The organism is Flavobacterium ginsengiterrae (assembly GCF_039539785.1).
GTDB lineage: Bacteria > Bacteroidota > Bacteroidia > Flavobacteriales > Flavobacteriaceae > Flavobacterium > Flavobacterium ginsengiterrae.
Genome location: NZ_BAABDU010000004.1, coordinates 401,949 through 423,797, shown reverse-complemented (window position 1 = coordinate 423,797; position 21,849 = coordinate 401,949). Strand labels below are relative to the sequence as shown.

Here is a 21,849-nt window from a genome sequence, read left to right as displayed (position 1 = left end):
GCTAATTTGATTTGTTGAATGTAAAAATTGAGCTTGTACCTGCTTGTCCGCCTGGAAGAGTATAAACTAATTTTATATTGTAAAGACCTTTTTTTATGTACGGGAATTCTCCATTTATGATATAATCATATTTAGCTGCCATTGCCTGATTTGACGTGTTATAATACTTATTAACTACTTTATATCTTAGGTCACGGAAATCATTTTTATAATGAAATGGTAAATTATATCGATATGGCAGATACTCTTTTAACATAAAACTAGTTGGATTGTTTATGAGATAATCCTGATACCAAGCCAATGTTTCAACTGCCTTCACTGGAGGCAGTCCCAATAGATTTGTATTTCTGTCGAATGTTAAATCACTTTCCATAGGATAACCTTTGTAAACTAACGGGTAGATTTCATTTTTGTAATAATTGTCATCTAATATCGCTTCTGCATTTACTAATGGAATGTTTAATGTTTTTGCATTTCCAATTATTTCTATTTCGTCAAATGGTTCTGTCGAGCTGTTTTGTGATTGCAAAGCATGAACATCCATGTAAATAATTTCTACTAATGTTTGTTTTGGTTTTTTTGCTGCCATTTTCTCTTGAAAACTATTGTATTGACTAGTATTAAAATTATATTGAAGAAGTTCAACTCCGTCACCGCCAACAACAGTTTCAGTTAGTTTGTTATTTTTTACATCAACATCGGCATCAGACCCTAAATCTTGTTTCGTATAATTTTCAGATAGATTTGAATTTGCATCAACCTTAGTTTCTAACGTCATTAGAGTTAGATTATAAGGTTTCATTGTTTGTAAAACTGGCAAATCTATACTCACTTTTTTAAGTGAACTGTCGTATTTCAATGCTGCAGTGTCTGATTTAGTTCCTGTTTTATAGAATGCTTTTTGCGATTGTCCAGATTTTAATTCAAATAAATAGGACTGGCCTTGTTTTAAAACAATATAAGCTTGTTTACTTTCATTTTGATAAACGTATTTTTGATCAAAGACCGGGTAACAATATGCAATGTTATTAACCGGAATATTATTAGGTGCTGCTCCGGTTGTAAAATTTCTGGTTTCAGTTTCCATAGCAATTTGCCCCTCGTCATATATGGTTTTCCATGTTCCGTTGGTATATTCCTGAAAACTTACTTTAACAGTTAAAACTAAATTTGAATTTTGTGGTAAAACTTCAACAGAATTGAAACTTGCTAAATCTCCATTGTTATTCCAGCTTACACTTCCTAATACAGGGACACCGTCTTTTTTTATTGAATATTCTTCAAGTTTTAAACGATATGTTTTTACGCCATCGTCGCCTTCAATTTTGAAGTTTTTATCTACAGGCATATTAAAACCAACTTGTGGTACGGTAAAGACATCTACATCTTTTGTTCCTTCTGAAGGTTTAATGTCAGCAATTGATTTTAAACCCTCAAGTGGATTATTACTTATAAATTCACACTGTTTTCCAAATTCGAGTTTGAATCTAAAACTTCCTCTTACCATTCCTCCAAGTAAATTAAAAGATCCTGCCATATAGCCTCGAATCCATAACGGATTAGGAAGTTTTGCTTGTAGTAATACAGCACCACCACCCTTTATGATTGATATTTTTTTACGTACAAAGAATAGTTTTATATTAATTCCAAGTTCTCCTTGCATATATGCATAGGATTGCCCGTTAGCATACCATCCGTTAAGACCAATTTGTCCTGATCCTTTACATGCTGCTTCTCCATAATCTTTCACCATAATATCGAATCCAAACCCGCATTCAAAGTTTGCATAAAACATTAAAAAACTTAAATTTCCTGTTTTAAGGCTAAAATCAGATCCAAAGGCAAATCCTTTTCCAGATGCAATACTATTTTCGTCTCTCATATAATCGAGAGTAGCAACGTCTACACCCAATAGTTTAGCTACAATAGCGGGTGGAGGTGGACTGGCAGGAATGTCATCTCCCAGCATAAAGTATCCTCCAGCTTCAACTTCGAGAGAACCAACTGCTAGTTTTATACCCAAACGATCAGTAGGCGTACCCATGCGGATATACCATTTATCTGGTGCAAAGTGAAGCACAGCCCATCCGGCTCTGTTTCCAGAAGCTCGTCCTTTAATAAAGCCTCCTGGAGTATCAATATACAAGTCAAATGACCCATGTAAAGTTTTTAATCTAAAATCATATTCAATTGCAGCAAAAGCATTAATACCCATTGAAGATTGTACTTCATTAGGGTAGAAATCCTGAGCGGCTTTTGATAAATTTGATGTTTTTAATGCTTCTACAGCGACTTTCGAAAGCAAAGCTTCACTTTCTGTAACAGCTTTCAAAGCACTTGTTAATTCTTCTGGAATTGGTATTTTAAAAGGCTGCATCACGTGACCTTCTCCATAAATACTAATTCTATTGATACCGCCATGGGTATTAAATGCTATTTCAAAACCACAGCCTCCCCAAAAGGCATCCGCAGTTGCAGTTCCGGCAAATTTGATCATTGCTTTTACCCCAAGACCAGAATCAGCATCGGGCACATAATTAGATCCTGAAGCAACAAATCTATTACTAAATCCGTCCTTTTTCATTTTGTAATAAGCACCGCCGCCAAAACCTTTAAAAGTTATAGCTCCTGCAGGAATGTTTAAATTATCAACCATGGCATCAACATACCAATATCTAAAAGTGGTTGATCCAAAAATAGCGTTTGCTTCTACTTTGATTCCGCCTGTAAAATCAGCTCCAAGCATTCCTTTAAAACCATTTCCATAAATAGGATCATTGTCTAAAATGGTAATACTTCCTTTAAATTTTACTCCTCCTAAATCAGCAGCGAGAGAGATGGTTTCAAACTTTAGATGGTCATATTTCCATTTTTGAATTCCTTCTTCTTTGCCAAATTTTCCAACTACATAAAATTTAGTCTGACCATTAAACTGATTTTCCATTAAATTTACAGCAATGTCAACTTTTAAGCTGGCACTTTCATCAGTTGTAATTAAAGCAATCTCGTTAATTGTAACTGGAAAGTTACTTACTGTTGAAGCATCATTCTGTACATTTTTGTATCCAAAATAATCTGCTTTTATGTAAGGAGACACAGTTTGAAGCATCAGATTCTGAAAAATAAGACCTTTAAATGAAACCGTTTCTTTCTTTTCTCCAGTTGGTGCTGTATTAGGATCTGTTTTTTGAAGAGCAATTGCTTCTTCGGCAGTTAAAGGTTTACTGCTTGCATTTAATGCCAAGGTACCGTAAAGAACCGCTTTAGGCAGAAACTTGCCTTCCTTTACTTTTATTTCTACATAAGAGTTTTTTTCAATTGTAGCAGTTCCTTTAAATGCCTGAAAACACAGCCCGTTTGATACAGAAGCATTTAGAAGATATTCATTATTTAATGGATCTATAAGTGCCTTATATGCAAGTTCAGATCTTGTATTGCCGGCACATCGAGAACCTTTGCTGGAAACAGGTAAAAGAATATCACCTCCAAATCCGGCAGAAACTAATGAATTTGCTCTGAATGTTAAACTAATATCGTTGACAGAAATCTGCCATCCAGAAGCATTACCTTCATCGAGACTTAAAATGTTGCTTGCCGTAAATGTTCCGGAAACCCCCATTTTATCTATTAATAAATTAGAAGCTTCAAAAGTTAATCGGTCTTCTTTTCCCTTTTTCTTAAATTCTTCCGGAAGTACTACTTTTAATGATTTTACATAAAGTCCGCGCCAAAGATTTTCATTTCCAGGAACCAAATAGTCCTTTTCATAATCTTTTGGCCATACAATAGAAGGTGAATTTCGAATATCACTAAAATCAATTACAGCAGTATTCAGCTCAAAACCTATATTTTTTTCAGATTTTGCCAGTTTAAATTTTGGAACAGATAATTCTACTAAAATATCGTTCCAGTTTGAAACAATGGTTTTAAAACTGCTTCTAACTCTTGCAGGTTCTGCAATAGGAGTGTAGTTATTATCTAAAGGAACAAGTATATTTCTTGAAAATTCATAATCAGCGGTAATACCAAGTTCTTTAAAACCATTACAATCAATAGTAACATACGTTTTATTGGTAACAGCTCCGGTTGCCATATCCATTCCGCCTTTTAAAATCAATAATGAACTTTCACCAAATAATTTTAATGGTACGTCTCCCAATAAAACTAAATTAGTGTCGCCAACCAAACCTCCCTTGTGAGATAATTTAATATTGTTTGCACCAAAGAATAATTGTTTGTTATTTCCTTGTTCATCAATTTGCGGCAGAACAATTTTTACAAACGCTGTTAATTCTGTATATGTTGGAGTAAATTTTGCACTGCTGATTCCAAGTACGTAATGAATACCTCCAATGGTTTTAGAAATACCAAGTGGAAGCATTGATAATTTTTTTGGTTCCAACACGTCTGTAAGATTACCATTTTTTGCAATGGTTTCGAATGTAGACATTGCTAATTCTAAATTCTTATTGACATCCTGCGAAATAGGGAAATTTTTCCTTAAATATTCATTAGTAAATTCACTTTCAGGAGTTGCTTTATAAATAAACGAATTAGCTGGAGGAATAAACCCAGATGTGTTGTTGTTATTTTTTACCGGTAATGGTTTTTTAGGATTATTTATTGTATCTGCTGAGTTAGCGAAACTATTAAAACTTACAAGAAATAAAACTAAACTTAATATAAATGAAGGAAACTTAGGAGTAATTTTTTTCAATGGGCAGAAAGGTTTGAGTTCGTAGTATTTTGATTTGGCAAATATGTTAGTGATAGATTTACAATAACTTATGGTGTGAAGCCTGAATTTGTAAAAAGAATTTTATTCATAGGATAAAGTCTTACGGACCATAATTATCTTAAATGTTTAAAAAAATGTTAATTTTGGTCAAAACTAAACAATCCGAAAATATTTTCTTTACGGTTTTCCACATTAGGGCAAAAAAAAACTCCAGATTTATCTGGAGTTTTTAAGTAAATTATAAATTGAAAGATTATTCTTCTTTCATTGTATGATAAACGTTCATTACGTCATCATCTTCTTCTATTTTTTCAATTAATTTTTCAACGTCGGCGATTTGAGCTTCTGTTAATTCTTTTGTGATTTGAGGAATACGCTCAAAACCAGAAGATAAAATTTCAAGACCTCTGTTTTCTAATTCTTTTTGTAAAGCACCAAAACTTCCAAAAGGAGCATAGATTAAAATTCCGTCTTCATCTTCAAAAACTTCTTCGGCACCAAAATCAATTAATTCTAATTCTAGCTCTTCAGCATCAAGTCCGTTGTTTGCAATTCTGAAGTTGCAGGTATGATCAAACATAAACTCAACAGAACCCTGAGTTCCCATTGTTCCGTTGCATTTGTTAAAATAACTTCTAATGTTTGCTACAGTTCTGTTATTGTTGTCAGATGCTGTTTCGATTAAAATTGCAATTCCATGAGGAGCATATCCTTCAAAAAGAATTTCTTTATAGTTAGCAGTATCTTTGTTACTTGCATTTTTAATAGCACGCTCAACATTATCTTTTGGCATGTTGGCTGCTTTTGCATTTTGTATAACAGCTCTTAATCTAGAATTGGCGTCAGGGTTAGGACCGCCTTCTTTAACAGCCATAACGATGTCTTTACCAATTCTGGTAAATGTTTTGGCCATTGCAGACCAACGTTTCATTTTTCTTCCTTTTCTAAATTCGAACGCTCTTCCCATTTCTAATTTTTAGTTTTGTGATGCAAAAATAAGGTTTTCCTAATTTTTACAAAAACAAAATAATTCTTTTTTACAGAATGTTTTTGAGTTTTTTGAGTTTCTGCCAAAGCCTGGGGATCAGGTTTCAAGTTGGTTTATCTTGATAAAGTTTTTAGGTTTAGCTAACCTGAAATTTGAAACCAAACTATTTAACACCTCCGTTAAACTCATTAATGATATTTACGGCTTCATTTAAGTACGGATTTGTTTTAAGATTATCCATTTGATATTGATTAATCGTTTTATCATTTGGATAAACTCCCAGTAGTAATTGATTCACAGAAGAATTGTAAACATCCAGCGGATTATTCTCATCATTAAAAGTATTAATCTCTGTCCAAAGAGAATTTACGACTTTCTTCTGTTTAAAAACAGCATCCAGTGTCATTGGAGTTTCTGATTTTGGAGTATTAACCAGCTGATCTATTTTTTGATTAATTTTCCTAATACCATTAAAATAATAATTATCAGCCAGTCTTGCGGTACTGTTTTTAGCAATTTTGTCAATTAAACTTCGTTTTACATAAGGTCGGTATTTTAGTAAAGACTCAATGCTGTCATTCTTAATAGCCGTAGGGAAATCACTTTCTTTTTGGTACACATCTTCATAAAACTCCGGAAGCACAACATCTGGAGTTACACCAATATATTGATGGCTTTTTCCGGTTACACGATAAAACTTATTAATGGTGATTTTTAAGAAATCAGTATTTTTAGTTTCGTCCAGCGAAAGAATGGTCTGCATAGTGGCTTTTCCAAGAGTACTGCTTCCCAGCAAAAGAGCACGATTATAATCCTGCATGATTGAAGAGAAAAATTCACTTGCCGAAGCCGTATTACTGTTAACCAAAATTACAATTGGGCCTCTGTAAATTAATCCTTTGAAAGGATCATTTATAACCGATTTTTCTTTGCTATGATCAACCACAATAGAAAGCGGACCATAATCAACAAACATTCCGGCAAGTTTTATGGCTTCTTCCATAGAACCGCCTCCATTATCAATTAAATCAATAACCAGACCTTTAATGTTGTCTCTTTCCAGTTTAATAACTTCACGGGCAACATCATCGGCGCAGCCTTTACGACTGTTTCCGTCTAAATCGGCATAAAAACTCGGGATTTTTATGTATCCAATTTTACTTTCTTTACCTATTATAAAGCTGAAAACCGAGTTTTCTTCGTCTTTCATGACTTGTTTTTCGATGTGAACATCAAAATTTTTGCCTGAGTTTCTTTTCAGAGTAAGCGTAAGACTTTTATTGGCTTCAGATAAAATCATGGTCGAAATAGATTCCAGAGAAGCACAGGAAACTTCAAGCTTTTCTTTATGATTAGAAACCGAAATAATCTGATCACCTTTTTTTATTAAGCCAGTTTGGTAAGCAGGGCCATTTGGATCAATTTCATGAACAATAATCTCATTTTTTTCATTAAGATTAACCGTCATCCCTAACGATAAGTGTTCTTTTGATAAAGATGCCACGAAACTTGATTTTGAATCATTACTGAAATAAGCCGTATGCGGATCAAAATAAGTACAGAAAAAATTATATAAATTTTCCTCCTGTTTGGTTTTAGTTTCTAAAAGAGTGCTTATGCGACAGATTTCATTAGATAAAATCAACTTTCTTGATTTTGCTTCAATCGAATTAAAATTGGTTTTAATAGAATCTAAGTTGTTGCTTACTTCGGCTATATCATCCAGAATCTGATAACGAAGTTTTTTTCGCCATACTTTTTCCAAATCTTCTTTTTTAAGGTAAAACGGAAATGATTTTTTATAAAACCGAATAGTATCTTTCTTGGTATAATCAAAAGCAGTTGTCTGAATTTTTTCAAGAACTTCCTTAGTTCTTATTAATCCGTTGATATATTTTGCGGTGATATCAGTTAAAAAACTACAATCATTCTGAAGAATTAAATCGTCAATTTGTAAGCGATATTTTGCAGATAATTCGTCATATTCACTTTTAAATAAAATATTTCGGGAGGGATCTAATTCATTTATTAAATTGTCGAATACAAATATAGATAAGCTGTCATCAACAGGTTTAGGTCTTAAATGTTCGGTTTGAATTACCGCGTTTATTTTATTCAGTATTTCGCATGTCTCTGCGCTATTTTGACTAAATAGTAAAGTAGTAAACAGTAAAAACAACGGCAAAAATTTTCTCATGAATTTTTAGGATCAACATTCTACCTTAAAATTACGGTAATTTTTTGATATTGGTTTACATTATTTATAAAAAATCTTACAGATAAATAATTTGTTTTACCTGGAATAATAATGCAGGTTTTAAGAAATTAGAGATTTAATTTTTAATTTGATCAAAAAAAAATGCATCACATTATGTGATGCATTTTAGTATAATATTCGTATAAAATTATTTCTTGTAAAACGGTAATTTAACCACTTTAGCAGGAACATCATTTTTTCTGATTCTGATAAAAATATCACTGTCAACAGCGCTGTTTGCAACAGTAACATAACCCAATCCAATACCTTTATTCATAGAAGGCGACATCGTTCCAGAAGTTACAATTCCAATCACATTACCTTCGCTGTCAACAATTTCGTAATCATGTCTTGGCACAGCGCGCTCCTGCATTTCAAAAGCAACTAATTTTCTTGTAACGCCAGCTTCTTTTTGTTTTTTAAGTGCTTCAGAATTAGTGAAATCCTTAGTGAACTTTGTGATCCATCCTAAACCGGCTTCAAGCGGAGAAGTAGTATCGTTAATATCATTTCCATAAAGACAGAATCCCATTTCAAGACGTAAAGTATCACGCGCTGCAAGACCAATCGGCTTAATTCCGAAAGAAGCTCCGGCTTCAAATACTTTATTCCAGATTTGTTCTACTTCATTGTTTTTGCAGTAAATTTCAAATCCACCAGAACCAGTATAACCAGTAGCAGAAATAATTACATGATCGATTCCTGCGAAATCACCCACTTCAAAATGGTAATATGTTATAGCAGACAAATCAACAGAAGTCAATGACTGCATCGCTTCAACCGCTTTTGGACCCTGAATTGCCAAAAGAGAATAATCATCAGAAATATTTCTCATTTCAACACCCAAATCATTGTGAGATGAAATCCAGTTCCAGTCTTTTTCAATATTAGAAGCATTTACAACCAGTAAATACTGCTCTTCTTTCATTTTATAAATAATCAAATCGTCAACAATTCCGCCTTCGTTATTTGGAAGACAAGAATATTGCGCTCTTCCAATCGTCAAAGTCGAAGCATCATTTGAAGTCACTTTCTGAATCAAAGCCAAAGCATTTGGACCCGTCAACAAAAATTCACCCATATGCGAAACGTCAAAAACGCCCACACCATTACGAACCGTTTCGTGTTCAGCATTAACCCCTTCATAAGTAATAGGCATGTTATAACCAGCAAAAGGAAGCATTTTAGCCCCTAAACCTTCATGTATGTGCGTAAGCGCAGTATTTTTCATTGTGTTGTTTTATAAAATTGTTTTGCAAATCTATTCAAAAAATATCGAATTTAGATGTCTTAAATTATAAATTTCGCAATAATTAGGAGCTATTTCCTGCTATCCGCTATATCTTTTTGTTTTTAAAGAAAAAACAAAAAGGATACCGCTTCTATCAGGGCTATACCACTCGGTTTCAAAAGAACTAATTATGATTTCGATTTTTTATGTAATTTTAATGTATAAAAGCATTCAAATGAAAGAGCCGTATTTAATCACCAAAGAAGAAATTCAGAAGTTATATAAACCTGTAAATCCTCAAAGTCACAAAGGAACTCAAGGACACGCGGTGATTATTGCCGGAAGTTACGGCAAAATAGGAGCGGCCGTTTTGGCCTCAAAATCCTGTCTCAAATCCGGATGCGGACTCGTAACGACTTTTATCCCAAAATGCGGTTATCAAATACTCCAAACTTCCATTCCCGAAGTAATGACCGTAACCGACGAAAACACCAATTTCATAACCAATATTCATTTGCCCTTAATTCCGCAGGCAATAGGATTTGGTCCCGGAATAGGAAAAGAACTTGGAACACAAAAAGCTTTATTTGAATTTTTGAGAGTAAACAAAGCAGCATTAGTTTTAGATGCCGATGCTTTAAACATTATTTCAGAAAACATTTCGTGGCTCGAATTAGTTCCCGAAGACACGATTCTAACACCTCATCCAAAAGAGTTAGAACGCCTGATTGGCAAATGGAATTCAGAATCTGAGAAATTTCAAAAAACAATTGCTTTTTCAGAAAAATACAAAGTCATCATCGTCATGAAAGGAGCGCCGACATTTATTATAAACCGAACTTCAGTTTATCAAAACACAACAGGAAATGCTGCCTTGGCAACCGCCGGAAGCGGAGACACCTTAACCGGAATACTCACAAGTCTTTTAGCACAAGGTTACGAACCCAAATATGCTTCAAAATTTGGGGTTTATCTTCATGGCTTAACTGCAGATCTAGCTTTGCCTAAAACTGGTTACGAATCTTTTACGGCTTCTACGATTATTAAGTATTTAGGTAAAGCTTTTTTGAGTTTGGAAGTTTAACCGCAAAGAGCGCTAAGGTTTACGCAAAGCACGCAATTTTTAATCTCGCGAAGTCGCAAAGTCGCAAAGTTTTTTTAATTCTTCGCGACTTCGCGAGCAAATCCTGCTCCAATATAAAACCTTTGCGAACCTTGCGTAAACCTTAGCGCCTTTGCGGTTAGAAAAATTCACTAAGTTTGTAATATGAAAAACAACTTCGATCTCAGAACGGTAAACGTTACCCGTTATATAACCCCATTACGCGAGGGAGGTTCCTTACCTGCCTTAGCAGAAGCCGACGACGATTTTAAATACGTATTAAAATTTAGAGGTGCCGGACATGGCGTAAAAGCCTTAATCGCCGAATTAGTAGGCGGACAAATCGCAAAAGCTTTAAAATTACAATTACCGGAATTAGTTTTCGCAAACCTCGACGAAGCCTTCGGAAGAACAGAAGCCGACGAAGAAATTCAGGATTTATTACAGGGAAGTCAGGGATTAAATCTGGCGCTTCACTTTTTATCTGGCGCCATTACGTTTGATCCTGCCGTAACAACTGTCGATGCTAAATTAGCTTCTCAAATCGTTTGGTTAGACGCTTATATTACAAACGTTGACCGAACTTTTAAAAACACTAATATGCTAATTTGGCATAAAGAATTATGGCTGATCGATCACGGAGCTTGTTTGTATTTTCACCATTCCTGGAACAATTGGGAACAACATGCTAAAAGTCCGTTTGCGTTGATAAAAGATCACGTTTTACTGCCTCAGGCTTCACTTTTAAAAGAGGTTGATGAAGAGTTTAAAGCAATTCTAACGCCGGAAATTTTAGAAGAAATTGTAAACACAATTCCGCTGGACTGGCTTCAGTGGGAAGATGCCGATGAAACGCCGGAAGCTTTAAGAAATGTGTATTTGCAGTTTTTAAAGACACGATTAGCCAATTCAGAAATTTTTGTAAATCAGGCTCAAAATGCAAGATAATCACTTATACGAATATGCTGTGATTCGTGTTGTGCCAAGGGTAGAGCGCGAAGAATTCCTGAATATCGGAATTATTTTGTTTTGCAAAAAAGCCAAATTTATAAAGGTTCTTTTTCATTTAAATAAAGAAAAAATACAAGCCCTTTCTGCCGATTTTGACATCGAACAGTTAGAATGCAATTTAACTTCATTAGTAAAAATCGCTAACGGAGCCAAAGATGGCGGCCCAATTGCTGAATTTGAAATTCCGGAACGTTTTCGCTGGTTAACCGCAATTAGAAGTTCGGCAATACAGACTTCAAGACCTCATCCGGGTTTGTGTCAGGATTTAGAGAACACCATTCAGAGATTGTTTGAAGAATTGGTTCTTTAAAAGAGGTTCAAAGGGGCAGAGTGACAAAGGGACAAAGGTGTTAGCAACAGATTAATTAAAAAAAATATCTGCTCAATCTGCTTAAATCTTTTAATCCCGATAGCTATCGGGAGCGTGAAATAAAACTTTACGGTTAAATAAAAAACCACGAATCGCATATTACTGCAATCCGTGGTTTTAAACTAAAAACTAACTCATATATTTTAAAAAGAACCGCAGATATTACCACCTAAAGTAGCTCCGGCATTTGCAGAAATATCAGATTTAACAGCACTTGCGTTTAATTTTACGATAGAATATGGAGGAGTAAAAGCAGTTCCGCTTCCAACTTTAGTTCCTGTTACGTTTGTAAATACATTGTCGCTGGTAACAGTTACGGCAGTATAACCACTCATTAAGTCGATTGGATTTTTTACGCCTTCAAAAACGTTGCTTTCTACGCGAATATCAGCCTCAAAACCTGCAGCAACACATTTGTTGCTTACTGTACTGTTAAAGAAGCTGTTTACGATATGTACTTTTCCGTAACGAACTCTAGGCATTCTTTCTTTACAGCCCGGTGCCCACCAGCATCTTGCAAAAGTGATTCTAAGTTTTCCGCGGTCAGCAGTTGCACCATCACTTGAACCAATTAAGTTAGAATATCTATGATCGTCAGATCCTCCAGATCCTCCAGCTTTTGGTGGTTTTAAATAATGAAATTTAGAATACGTAACCGAAATATAATCTGATTTGTTTTTAATGTCAAAGTTTCCGTCAACACCGTCTCTAAATTCGCAGTGATCTACCCAAACGTTCGTACATTCGTCAAGAATGGCATTGTCCCATCCGTCAGTATCATACGCACCCGGACCTTCAAAAATCAGATTTCTGATAATGATGTTTTTGCATCTTTTAATGTTGATGATTCCAGAAGCATCTTTAGTTTGATTTGTTGAAACCAGTTTTGCACCGTTGGCACCATAAATTGTTTTTCCGGTTTGATCCTGAAAAGATAATCTTGTTGTAACGGTAATAGTTCCAGAAACCTTGATCACTTTTACAGAAGTGTTTTCGATAGCCGATTTAAGCTGTGCATAAGTAGTAACCGTAGTTTCTGCCGAAGAACCTCCTCCGGTTGTTCCTCCATTTTGCGAAGCCCATCCGGGAACCGCTGCGCAATTTCCAACTTTAGCAGTCAGGTTACTGCCTTCTGGAGTTGTAGTTTCAATTGCTGTGCTTTGAGATTCTTGTTCCAAAGCTGCGTCCTCAGTATTACATGCCGTAAAACCGAGAGTCAATGTTAATAATAACATCGAAAGTGTTGATTGTAATTTCATTGTTTAAGTTTGGTTTGTGATTATTAAAAAAATTTAACGGCACAAATCTGGTTATAATTTGAAGGAAAAAAGTTGAACAAGTTCAAACTTTTGTAAAAATTTCTACGAAATATGTTTTTTTAACACTTGTTAATTTACAAAAAAGCAAAAATAAAGTACATTTACGTAATCGATTACATTTTCTAAGCCCCTACAAGAGAATGTATTGAGAAAGTATTTCCACAAACAAAAAACCACAACATGTACAACCTACTTAGACAAAACATTGAGCGAAAGATTCCGCTCACAGATGAAGAATGGGAGATAATTGTTTCGAAAGCTGAAATCATTAAACTGAAAAAAAATCAGTTTCTGCAAATCCAGAATTCTAACAACAGTTATGAGGGATTTATTTTGAAAGGATCATTTAAAACCTACATTCTAAACGAAAACGGAACAGAAACCGTTATTTTCTTTTCATTTGAAAATGAATGGATTTGCGATCTGGAAAGTTTTTATCATCAAAAACCAACTACGTACAACATTAAAGCTATTGAAGACAGCGAAATAGTAGTCATTGGTAAAATGCAAAAATCCTATTTGTTTGCAGTGATTCCAAAACTAATTAAGTTTCATGTATTTATGATTGAGCGTGCCAATGTTGCCATCCAGCAGCGCTTATTAGATGTTCTTCATAAAACCTCTAAACAGCGTTATCTTGATTTTAAGGAACGTTATCCAAAAAAAATAAGTTCGATAAACAACAAGAATCTTTCATCATATTTAGGAGTTTCGCACGAGTTTCTTTCGAAAATCAAGAGAACAGTTTCTTGATTGAGTTAAAATAAAATCTCGAAAAGTCGCAGAGTCGCAAAGTTTTGAACCATATAAGTAATATAAGTTCAATTAAGTAGAAAACCTAAAATTCTTATATTACTTATATGGTTGTTTTTTAAATTAGACTTTGCGACTCTGCGACTTTGCGAGATTAAAAAAACTTAGAGAATCTTTGTGCACCTCTCTGCGAATCTCTGTGGAATAAATCTTAAGACAACTTTTTCTCCAAATAAATAAACTCCAAAGGGAATTCAGAAACCGTAGTATGAATTTCACTTTCAGGAAAAGCTTCACGTTTGCCTGTATCTGCATAACCGTGGCGTTTGTACCAAGCCACCAATTCTTCACGAATCGAAATAACCGTCATAATAATACTCAATAACCCAAGAGATTTAGCATGATTTTCGGCTTCAGCCAAAAGCTTTTTACCAATTCCTCCGTTTTGAAGTTCTGGAGAAACCGTCAGCATTCCTAAATATAATTGATGTTCTTTTTGTACCAATAAAACCGAACCGATAATGGTATCGTTTTCAGTAAACTTTAGAATTGTATTTTTTGGATCAAGAAAAATTTCGGTCATTTCGGGTTCGTCGGTTCTTTTTCCTTCCAGTAAATGCGCTTCGGTTGTCCAGCCTTTTTTAGACGTTTCGCCTCTGTAAGCGGAATTTATTAAAATGGTTAATGCCGGAATGTCTTCGAGTAATGCTTTTGTAATCATGTTATTTTGTAAAATGTGAATTGTAAAATGTTAGATGTAAGGTTGAGTTTTTAGAAGACCGTAAAATTACAATTTGACAGCGAATGAAAAAGAAGATATTTTAATAAATGTAAGTAAATATTTAAATAAATTTGTAATGAATTGAAAATTAAATGTTATGGCAAGAATACATTTATTCGAGTTTGAAGACCAGCAATGGCTTCCGGAATTCATTAGAAATTACATGACCGACTTTTTGCAGTTTCTTTCTAATAAAACGGCCATGTACAAAGGAATTGTTCCTGTAATTGAAAAAGCTTTACAAGAAAGCCAGACCAATCAAATTATTGATCTTGCATCGGGCGGTGGCGGCGGACTCATTTGGCTGAACAACGAATTGCGAAAAAACAATCCCGATTTAAAAATTCTGCTCACGGATTATTACCCAAACATTCCTGCTTTTGAACACACGCAGAAACAAGCCGATAATTTCGATTTTATAAAAACGTCTGTCGATGCCAAAAACGTTCCCGAAAACCTCAACGGACTAAGAACGCAATTTTTATCCCTACATCATTTTAAACCTAAAGATGCACAGAAGATTCTGCAGAATGCAATTGATAGCAACAATTCAATTGCGATTTTTGAAGGGCAGGAGAGAAGCGTTCCGAGTATTGTGGCCATGATTCTTTCGCCGATTAGTGTTTTATTGACAACGCCTTTTATCAGACCGTTTAAAATAGGCAGAATCATTTTTACGTATCTCATTCCCATTGTACCGCTTTTGGTTTTGTGGGATGGCGTGGTTTCGTCTTTAAGAACTTATTCTGTTGATGAAATGAACGAATTGATTTCTAAGCTCAATAACAAGGAAAGTTTTAATTGGGAAGTTGGAAAAGTAAAATCCGGTCCTGCGAAGATTTTGTATTTGGTTGGGACGAGGAAAGCCGCTTAAATAGAACGCGGATGAAACGGATTTGCTTTTGCAAAACGCGGATTTACGCAGATTTTATAAAATAAAAAATCCGTTTAAATCCGCGTCTTCGTGATAACGAATCCGTTTTATGATGCTGTGCGAAGTCTCCGACTTCGTACCCGCACCTAATATTCCGTTCCAATTGTTTATACTTTGCTTTGTAGATTATTGGAACGGGTACGAAGTCGGAGACTTCGCATAGCAATCGTAATACTTCGTAGAGCGGGGGATATTAGAGTTTATTTCCATTTTCATCATATCCATAAGGATAAACGCCATATTTGCTTTTATATTCATCTAACGTGACTGGTTCTCCCATGTTGCCGTGAAAATCATTAGGACTTAAATTCTCATACCATATTCTCCACTTTTCATTTTCTTTTTTCCTTTCTTCTTTTGTCATAGCGTTTAGTCTTTCTTTTTCTTTTCGATCTATTAATTCGCCACGTTTATTATGAACTTGAAACAATTGTGAATCGGTTAATTTTTTATAACATTCAATCCAATCTTTAGATACAGGTTCTTCATCAAGCATTTCAGCTAAAACTTCTAACTGTTCTTCACTTAAATTCTCTGTTATTTCTTCTGGTTTAATTCGTTTCATATAATTGTAGCGTATTTTTTTTTAATCACAATAATAAGTTTCGATAGCAAGCGGGAAGTTGGAAAAGTAAAATCCGGGCCTGTGCAGATTTTGTATTTGGTTGGCACTAAAAAGTAAACTCTTCTCTTTTTTATCATTATTTGATGCTGTGCGAAGTCTCTGACTTCGTACGCGCACCTAATATTCCGTTCCAATTGTTTATACTTTGCTTTGTAGATTATTGGAATGGGTACGAAGTCGTAGACTTCGCACAGCAATCGTAATACTTCACAGAGCGGAGTTACAAATTGAATTTTAATTATTTCTCTTCAAAAGATTCTATTAAATCCAATTGTTTTTTTATTCTTTCGATAATTTTTAAATCACTGTCGCCGTAAATATCCCTTATATTATAATTTGGATTTCTTGGATCAGTAGTTTTTTGAAATTCATTAATTTGAAGATTAAAAAGTGCTTGTCCAAATCTTAGGCTTGGATTCTTTTCTAAATAAGATTCCAGTAATTCAAGTATAATTTTATGTTCTTGTTTCATTTATCATCAATATTAGATTGAGTTCTTTGATTTTCAAAAAAAAGTATAGGATCAATAATGAATTTCATTGCCATTAATAAGAGTTTTTTTTAAAAATATATAAAATTAATTCTTGCATGCATGAGCAAGACGCTCGCAATAGCGGGAAATCTTGAATTGCCTACAGCTTTAGCTGTTGGAACAAAGTTATGCGAGAAAATGGCTTTAGCCTAATCTTTTATATAAATTATGAAAAGCGTATCTTACAAAAAAGAATCTGTTTTTTACCGAAATCTATTTTCGTTTCAGAATTTTAAATATCTTTGAATTATGAGTACAGCAACAAAACCAAGACATATCGGCAGAAATATAAGCCGTATTAGAGAGCTTAAAGATATGAAACAGGAAGCACTGGCACAGGCTTTGGGCACAAACCAGCAGGCAATTTCTCTTATTGAAAACAGTGAAACGGTTGACGAACAAAAACTAATTGAGATTGCAAAAGCTCTTGATGTTTCTGTTGAAGCTATTAAAAACTTTTCTGAAGAAGCGGTTTTTAATATTATTGGAAATACTTTTCAAGATCAAAGTGCAATTTACAATTGCAATTGTACTTTTAATCCTTTAGATAAAGTGGTTGAACTTTACGAACGTTTGGTACAGGCTGAAAAAGATAAAGTTGAGTATTTAGAGAAGTTGTTGAACGGGAAATAAACGTTTTTGAAGATATATTAATTGAGAAGAGATCTTTTTTGAAGGTCTCTTTTTAGTATAAACACTAATATCTAAATTCACTTTCACCATTTATCCATTCAAAACAATCAAATACATTTTGAACATAATATTCTGCTCGCCTAAATGTATGTTCACCAATTAATATAGATTGGGTTGTTCCATCGGCTATTGTATAAGTTAAATCATCATTAAATAGAGAAGATAATATTAATAAATTAGTTTGTAAATCCCTTTCATTTTGTCCTTTTCCTCTCATTCTGTCTTCTATATGTTGCCATGAATGTCTAATGTCTCTAACATTTGGAAACTCAGCATCAAATTCATCTTTTAGAACACTTAACTTTGCTCTCATTGAGTCAGGAATTAAAGGTGTTTTGTTTTCTCTAGTCATAACAAACATTGTGTTTGCTATTTTAACAATAGAATCAAGAAAAGAATGAGCATAAATTATTGGCAATTTTTGAAATTGATCAAAAGGTATATTGTCAATAGATTTTCTAGCCATTTGATCTTCAATACTTATCTCTGAGAGATATTTTTTACTATTCAGATACAAACTTAAAGCTAATACTGAATCATTTAAAAAGTTAATCAAATGAGTTAATATGTCACAATTTATAGCCATACCTTGATTGAAATACTTATCTAGAATTTCCTTGCTTGTTTCAGATTTTATTATTTCAAACAATGTCTGTTCATCTTGTCGAAATATTTTCACTTCATCTGTTTGATAATACTTCTTTAAAATTTCTTTAATTTCATCTGTTTTCAGAATTAATGTAGTAGCAGTAAGTGTGTTTTTAATATTAATATTAGGAGTTAAATATGTATCGAATTTCATAATAAGTTAAGATTTTTGAATATTTTTTTTATTAAAACTATTGATAAAATCTGTTATGATAACTGTTATATACAGTTTTTATTTTTTAACGTATGTTTTGTTACCATTTGAATTTATATAATATTGACCTCCTCTTGATCCCGTTTGAATATCTCTAGAGTTAGATGAAGTGGGTGTTGAGTATGTAGGCGTAGAATAATATGATGAATTTGAATTATTTGAATAGTTTGAAGACGTAGAATTTGATGTACTGCTTTTTACATAAACTTTATTTCCACTACTATTTACATAGTATTCTCCACCAGAAGTTCCTTTATAAATTATTCTTCCATTTTCAGTTCGTGAATAATTAGCTGTAGTTATAGGTATCTCATAATAATCATTATAAGTCGAATTTTTATGATATGAATTAGTTGATGTTGAATTACTGCGATTAGCTCTTTCTCGAGCTGTTTTAGATTTATGTTGACTAATCGTTAATAATTGCATATTACTCGGATCATCAGTTCCTCCCTCACTTAAAGGGATAATATGATCAATTTCATATCCATTTGGTGTTTCACTATATCCTAAAGATTTTAAGAATATTTTTTTATTTGTTTCGCTTCTTTTGACAACAGGTTTTCCTGTTGTAGAATAATATTGATTATAATAATATTCTGTTTTATCTATAGTGTAAGTCTCTTGACTATAAGATAGATATGTAATAAAAAATAAAATAATTAATAGTATTTTCTTCATGTGTAATTATTTGTATTGTTTTTCAAATATATGTTTTTTTGTAGTATATTTCTAAGCTTAGTATTGAATATTGTTTCTATTTTTTGAAACAAAACAAGTCTAAAAAATATTTTGGAAAGTATGATTGGTTCAAAAAAAAACGACTGAAAATAAATCTCAGTCGTTGTAATTTTTTATATGAATTTGTTACCCCAAGAAACTCTTCAACTCCTCATAACTCCCAATCTTCACACTAACTTTCTTTTCATTAATAACACTCTCAATCTGCGCTGGAATCGGAAGTGTAATTCCTAGCGCTGGTTCAACTACATCTAAGAATTTAATTGGGTGAGCGGTTTCTAAGAAAATACCAAGAGCATTAGGATATTTTTCAAGCTCTTTTTTTAGACCTAAATAACCCACAGCGCCGTGAGGTTCTGCGATGTAACCATCGGTTTTATAAATTTTCTTCATGGCTTCAAGAGTTTGTTCGTCTGTGTAGCTGTAAGAAGAGAAATCTTTTTCGAAAGCTTTTAAATCATTATTGTATAATTCCTGAATTCTAATAAAGTTACTTGGGTTTCCAACGTCCATGGCGTTAGAAATGGTTGCTTTAGAAGGTTTCGGGTCGTATTTTCCGTTTTCTAAGAATCTTGGCACCGTGTCGTTTACGTTTGTAGATGCTACAAAATGCTCAATTGGTAAACCTAATTTCTTTGCCATAATTCCGGCACAGATATTCCCGAAGTTTCCGCTTGGGCAGGAGAAAACCAAGGATTTGTTTTGGCTCTTCAACGCTTTGTAAGCAAAGAAGAAATAAAACATCTGCGGTAACCAGCGCGCAATATTAATAGAATTCGCCGAAGTCAGGTTTTTGTGTGCTAAAGTTTCGTCTAAAAACGCTTTTTTCACCATATCCTGACAATCGTCAAAAACACCATCAACTTCCAAAGCTTTAATATTCTTTCCTAAAGTCGTCAATTGTTTTTCCTGAATATCGCTCACTTTTCCAGACGGATATAAAATGACAACATCTACGCCGTCAACGCCAAGAAATCCGCTTGCAACGGCTCCGCCTGTATCGCCCGAAGTTGCTACTAAAACGGTATTTTTAGCATCTTTTTTATCTTTATTGAAATACCCCAGACAACGTGACATAAATCGCGCCCCAACGTCTTTAAAAGCCATTGTCGGTCCGTGGAATAATTCTAACGAATAGATTCCGTCTTCGACTTTTACAACAGGGAAATCAAAAACCAAAGTTTCGGCAATGATTTCTTTTAGTTTTGCTTCTGGTATTTCGTCGCCAACGAATTGTTTAATCGCTTCAAAAGCAATTTCTTCGTGGCTTAAACTTTCGATTTTATCAAAAAATGAAGCATCAAGAGGCGTAATGTTTTCCGGGAAATATAATCCTTTGTCACTCGCTAATCCTTGTATTACAGCTTCCTGAAAAGAAACTTTTGGGGCATTATGGTTTAAACTGTAGTATTTCATTATTTTAGATTTTTGATTTTTGATTTTAGATTTGAAAAGAAAATTCCAAATTTTAAATCCCAAATTCCAATGGTTTATGTTTTTTAACCGCAAAGAGCGCAAGGTTTTTGTTTCTTTTGAAAACGCAGAGAACGCAAAGCTTTGTGGTACTATTTTTATTTCAATAATTATTTAAACGCATTTTTTGTCATTTCGACGTTAGGAGAAATCTCCACGAGAAGCTCGACAAAGATTGGATTCGCATTGCGGAGTTACTTGCGAAGATTTCTCCTCCGTCGAAATGACAAACTGTACTTGCTATACTTTGCGTCTTCACTTTGCGCGGGCTTCTCCCGAAGTCTCGGGACACTCAGCCTGACAAACGTTACTTTTAAATGAACTTATATTACTTATATGGTTTTATTTTCTTTTATAAAATCCTTACACCATCAGGATTAATCTTCGAAACGTGAATTTCATATGGTAAATTCATTTTTTCGTAGACATCGCTCATGGCTTTGGCGATTTGGTCTGCTGTTTCTTTTCCTTTGCTTAAAGCGAAAATCGACGGACCAGAACCTGAAATTCCAGAACCTAAAGCGCCGTTTTCGTAAGCGGTTTTTTTGATTTGGTCGAAACCTGGAATTAAAACACTTCTAAGTGGTTCTACGATTTCGTCATGAAGCGAACGTCCGATTAATTCGTAATCTTTGGTGTAAAGACCAGCGACTAATCCGCCTACATTTCCCCATTGCGTGATGGCGCTTTTTAGGGAAACATTTTGTTTTAAAACCGAACGAGCATCAGACGTTTTCAATTCAATCTGTGGATGAACCACCGTTGCGAATAATTCTTCCGGACTGTCGATTCTGATAATATCTAGTGGCGCGTAACTTCTTACCAAAGTAAATCCGCCAAGAAGGGCAGGAGCAACGTTGTCGGCGTGGGCATTTCCGCTGGCTAATTTCTCGCCCTGCATCGCAAACTGAACCAAATCTTTACGAGAATAAGGTCTTCCTAATAATTCATTAATTCCGAAAACCGCTCCGGCAGAACTTGCTGCACTGCTTCCGATTCCGCTTCCGGCTTTGATATGTTTGTAAATTTCGATTTCGAAACCAAAATCTAATTCGTCAAGAGTTGCTAACATTGCTAAAGCTGCCACACCAGAAACGTTTTTCTCTGTTTCAAGCGGTAAATCGGCACCAACGATTTTAGTAATTCGAACGCCTTTTTGATCTGATTTTCGAACAATCATTTCATCACCCGCATTGTCTAAGCAAAGTCCCAAAACGTCAAATCCACACGAAAGATTGGCGATAGTTGCTGGGCAAAATAATTTTATTTCCATTTTTTGTTGTTTCAGGTTTCAGGTTTAAAGTTTCAAGTTGCTAAACTTTGTGAGCTTAACCGCAAAGTTCGCAAGGGTTTTTCGCAAAGCACACAAGGAAAAAAAACAAGACTTTGCGAACCTTGCGTAATCCTTTGCGTGCTTTGCGGTTAAAATTTAAACCCGA

Annotated in this window: 18 protein-coding genes; 6 read left to right on the top strand and 12 right to left on the bottom strand. The window is 34.2% G+C overall.

The window, feature by feature from the left end:
* Position 1 precedes the first annotated feature (1 nt).
* The 4 genes from ABD859_RS12315 to gcvT form a co-directional block, all read right to left on the bottom strand.
* On the bottom strand, positions 2-4,717 hold the full coding sequence (locus tag ABD859_RS12315; protein ID WP_345144686.1) for a hypothetical protein: 4,716 nt from the start codon (positions 4,715-4,717) through the stop codon (positions 2-4).
* A 274-nt stretch (positions 4,718-4,991) separates the two neighbouring features.
* A complete protein-coding gene (locus ABD859_RS12310; protein ID WP_026729302.1) occupies positions 4,992-5,705 on the bottom strand; it encodes a YebC/PmpR family DNA-binding transcriptional regulator in 714 nt (237 codons plus the stop codon).
* 184 nt (positions 5,706-5,889) lie between these two features.
* A complete protein-coding gene (locus tag ABD859_RS12305; protein ID WP_345144685.1) occupies positions 5,890-7,923 on the bottom strand; it encodes a S41 family peptidase in 2,034 nt (677 codons plus the stop codon).
* A 208-nt stretch (positions 7,924-8,131) separates the two neighbouring features.
* Positions 8,132-9,214 (bottom strand): glycine cleavage system aminomethyltransferase GcvT, encoded by a 1,083-nt coding sequence (gene gcvT, locus ABD859_RS12300; protein ID WP_345144683.1) that lies wholly within the window; start codon positions 9,212-9,214, stop codon positions 8,132-8,134.
* Positions 9,215-9,449: 235 nt separating this feature from the next.
* Here gcvT and ABD859_RS12295 point away from each other — a divergent pair, with 235 nt between their 5' ends.
* The 3 genes from ABD859_RS12295 to ABD859_RS12285 all read left to right on the top strand — a co-directional run bounded on the left by ABD859_RS12295 (position 9,450) and on the right by ABD859_RS12285 (position 11,637).
* Positions 9,450-10,298, top strand: a complete 849-nt coding sequence (locus ABD859_RS12295) for an NAD(P)H-hydrate dehydratase (protein WP_345145548.1) — start codon at positions 9,450-9,452, stop codon at positions 10,296-10,298.
* A gap of 183 nt (positions 10,299-10,481) precedes the next feature.
* Complete coding sequence (locus ABD859_RS12290) at positions 10,482-11,264, top strand: HipA family kinase (protein ID WP_345144681.1); 783 nt, start codon at positions 10,482-10,484, stop codon at positions 11,262-11,264.
* Positions 11,254-11,637 (top strand): DUF3037 domain-containing protein, encoded by a 384-nt coding sequence (locus ABD859_RS12285; protein ID WP_345144679.1) that lies wholly within the window; start codon positions 11,254-11,256, stop codon positions 11,635-11,637. The genes ABD859_RS12290 and ABD859_RS12285 overlap by 11 nt, the downstream gene beginning before the upstream one ends.
* A 203-nt stretch (positions 11,638-11,840) precedes the next feature.
* On the opposite strand, the gene ABD859_RS12280 is transcribed toward ABD859_RS12285, so the two are convergent.
* Positions 11,841-12,956: a pectate lyase family protein gene (locus ABD859_RS12280; RefSeq protein ID WP_345144677.1), complete on the bottom strand. Its 1,116-nt coding sequence runs from the start codon at positions 12,954-12,956 to the stop codon at positions 11,841-11,843.
* Positions 12,957-13,196: 240 nt separating this feature from the next.
* Here ABD859_RS12280 and ABD859_RS12275 point away from each other — a divergent pair, with 240 nt between their 5' ends.
* Positions 13,197-13,769, top strand: a complete 573-nt coding sequence (locus ABD859_RS12275; RefSeq protein ID WP_345144675.1) for a Crp/Fnr family transcriptional regulator — start codon at positions 13,197-13,199, stop codon at positions 13,767-13,769.
* Between the two features lie 211 nt (positions 13,770-13,980).
* On the opposite strand, the gene ABD859_RS12270 is transcribed toward ABD859_RS12275, so the two are convergent.
* Positions 13,981-14,490: a GNAT family N-acetyltransferase gene (locus tag ABD859_RS12270; protein ID WP_345144673.1), complete on the bottom strand. Its 510-nt coding sequence runs from the start codon at positions 14,488-14,490 to the stop codon at positions 13,981-13,983.
* Between the two features lie 157 nt (positions 14,491-14,647).
* Here ABD859_RS12270 and ABD859_RS12265 point away from each other — a divergent pair, with 157 nt between their 5' ends.
* Positions 14,648-15,424: a hypothetical protein gene (locus ABD859_RS12265; RefSeq protein ID WP_345144671.1), complete on the top strand. Its 777-nt coding sequence runs from the start codon at positions 14,648-14,650 to the stop codon at positions 15,422-15,424.
* 253 nt (positions 15,425-15,677) lie between these two features.
* Here ABD859_RS12265 and ABD859_RS12260 read toward each other — a convergent pair whose 3' ends face one another.
* Together ABD859_RS12260 and ABD859_RS12255 are read right to left on the bottom strand one after the other, a co-directional pair.
* A complete protein-coding gene (locus ABD859_RS12260) occupies positions 15,678-16,049 on the bottom strand; it encodes a hypothetical protein (protein WP_345144670.1) in 372 nt (123 codons plus the stop codon).
* 298 nt (positions 16,050-16,347) lie between these two features.
* Positions 16,348-16,581 (bottom strand): hypothetical protein, encoded by a 234-nt coding sequence (locus tag ABD859_RS12255; RefSeq protein WP_345144669.1) that lies wholly within the window; start codon positions 16,579-16,581, stop codon positions 16,348-16,350.
* A gap of 309 nt (positions 16,582-16,890) precedes the next feature.
* Here ABD859_RS12255 and ABD859_RS12250 point away from each other — a divergent pair, with 309 nt between their 5' ends.
* Positions 16,891-17,274, top strand: coding sequence for a helix-turn-helix domain-containing protein (locus tag ABD859_RS12250; protein WP_345144667.1), 384 nt, complete (start codon positions 16,891-16,893; stop codon positions 17,272-17,274).
* A 64-nt stretch (positions 17,275-17,338) separates the two neighbouring features.
* Here ABD859_RS12250 and ABD859_RS12245 read toward each other — a convergent pair whose 3' ends face one another.
* From ABD859_RS12245 to ABD859_RS12230, 4 genes are all read right to left on the bottom strand, one after another.
* Positions 17,339-18,136 carry a hypothetical protein gene (locus ABD859_RS12245; RefSeq protein ID WP_345144665.1) on the bottom strand — a complete coding sequence of 266 codons (798 nt, stop codon included), beginning with the start codon at positions 18,134-18,136 and terminating at the stop codon, positions 17,339-17,341.
* A gap of 78 nt (positions 18,137-18,214) precedes the next feature.
* A complete protein-coding gene (locus ABD859_RS12240; RefSeq protein WP_345144663.1) occupies positions 18,215-18,877 on the bottom strand; it encodes an HNH endonuclease signature motif containing protein in 663 nt (220 codons plus the stop codon).
* A 186-nt stretch (positions 18,878-19,063) separates the two neighbouring features.
* Complete coding sequence (gene thrC, locus ABD859_RS12235) at positions 19,064-20,353, bottom strand: threonine synthase (protein ID WP_345144661.1); 1,290 nt, start codon at positions 20,351-20,353, stop codon at positions 19,064-19,066.
* A 409-nt stretch (positions 20,354-20,762) separates the two neighbouring features.
* Complete coding sequence (locus ABD859_RS12230) at positions 20,763-21,683, bottom strand: homoserine kinase (RefSeq protein WP_345144659.1); 921 nt, start codon at positions 21,681-21,683, stop codon at positions 20,763-20,765.
* Positions 21,684-21,849 lie beyond the last annotated feature (166 nt).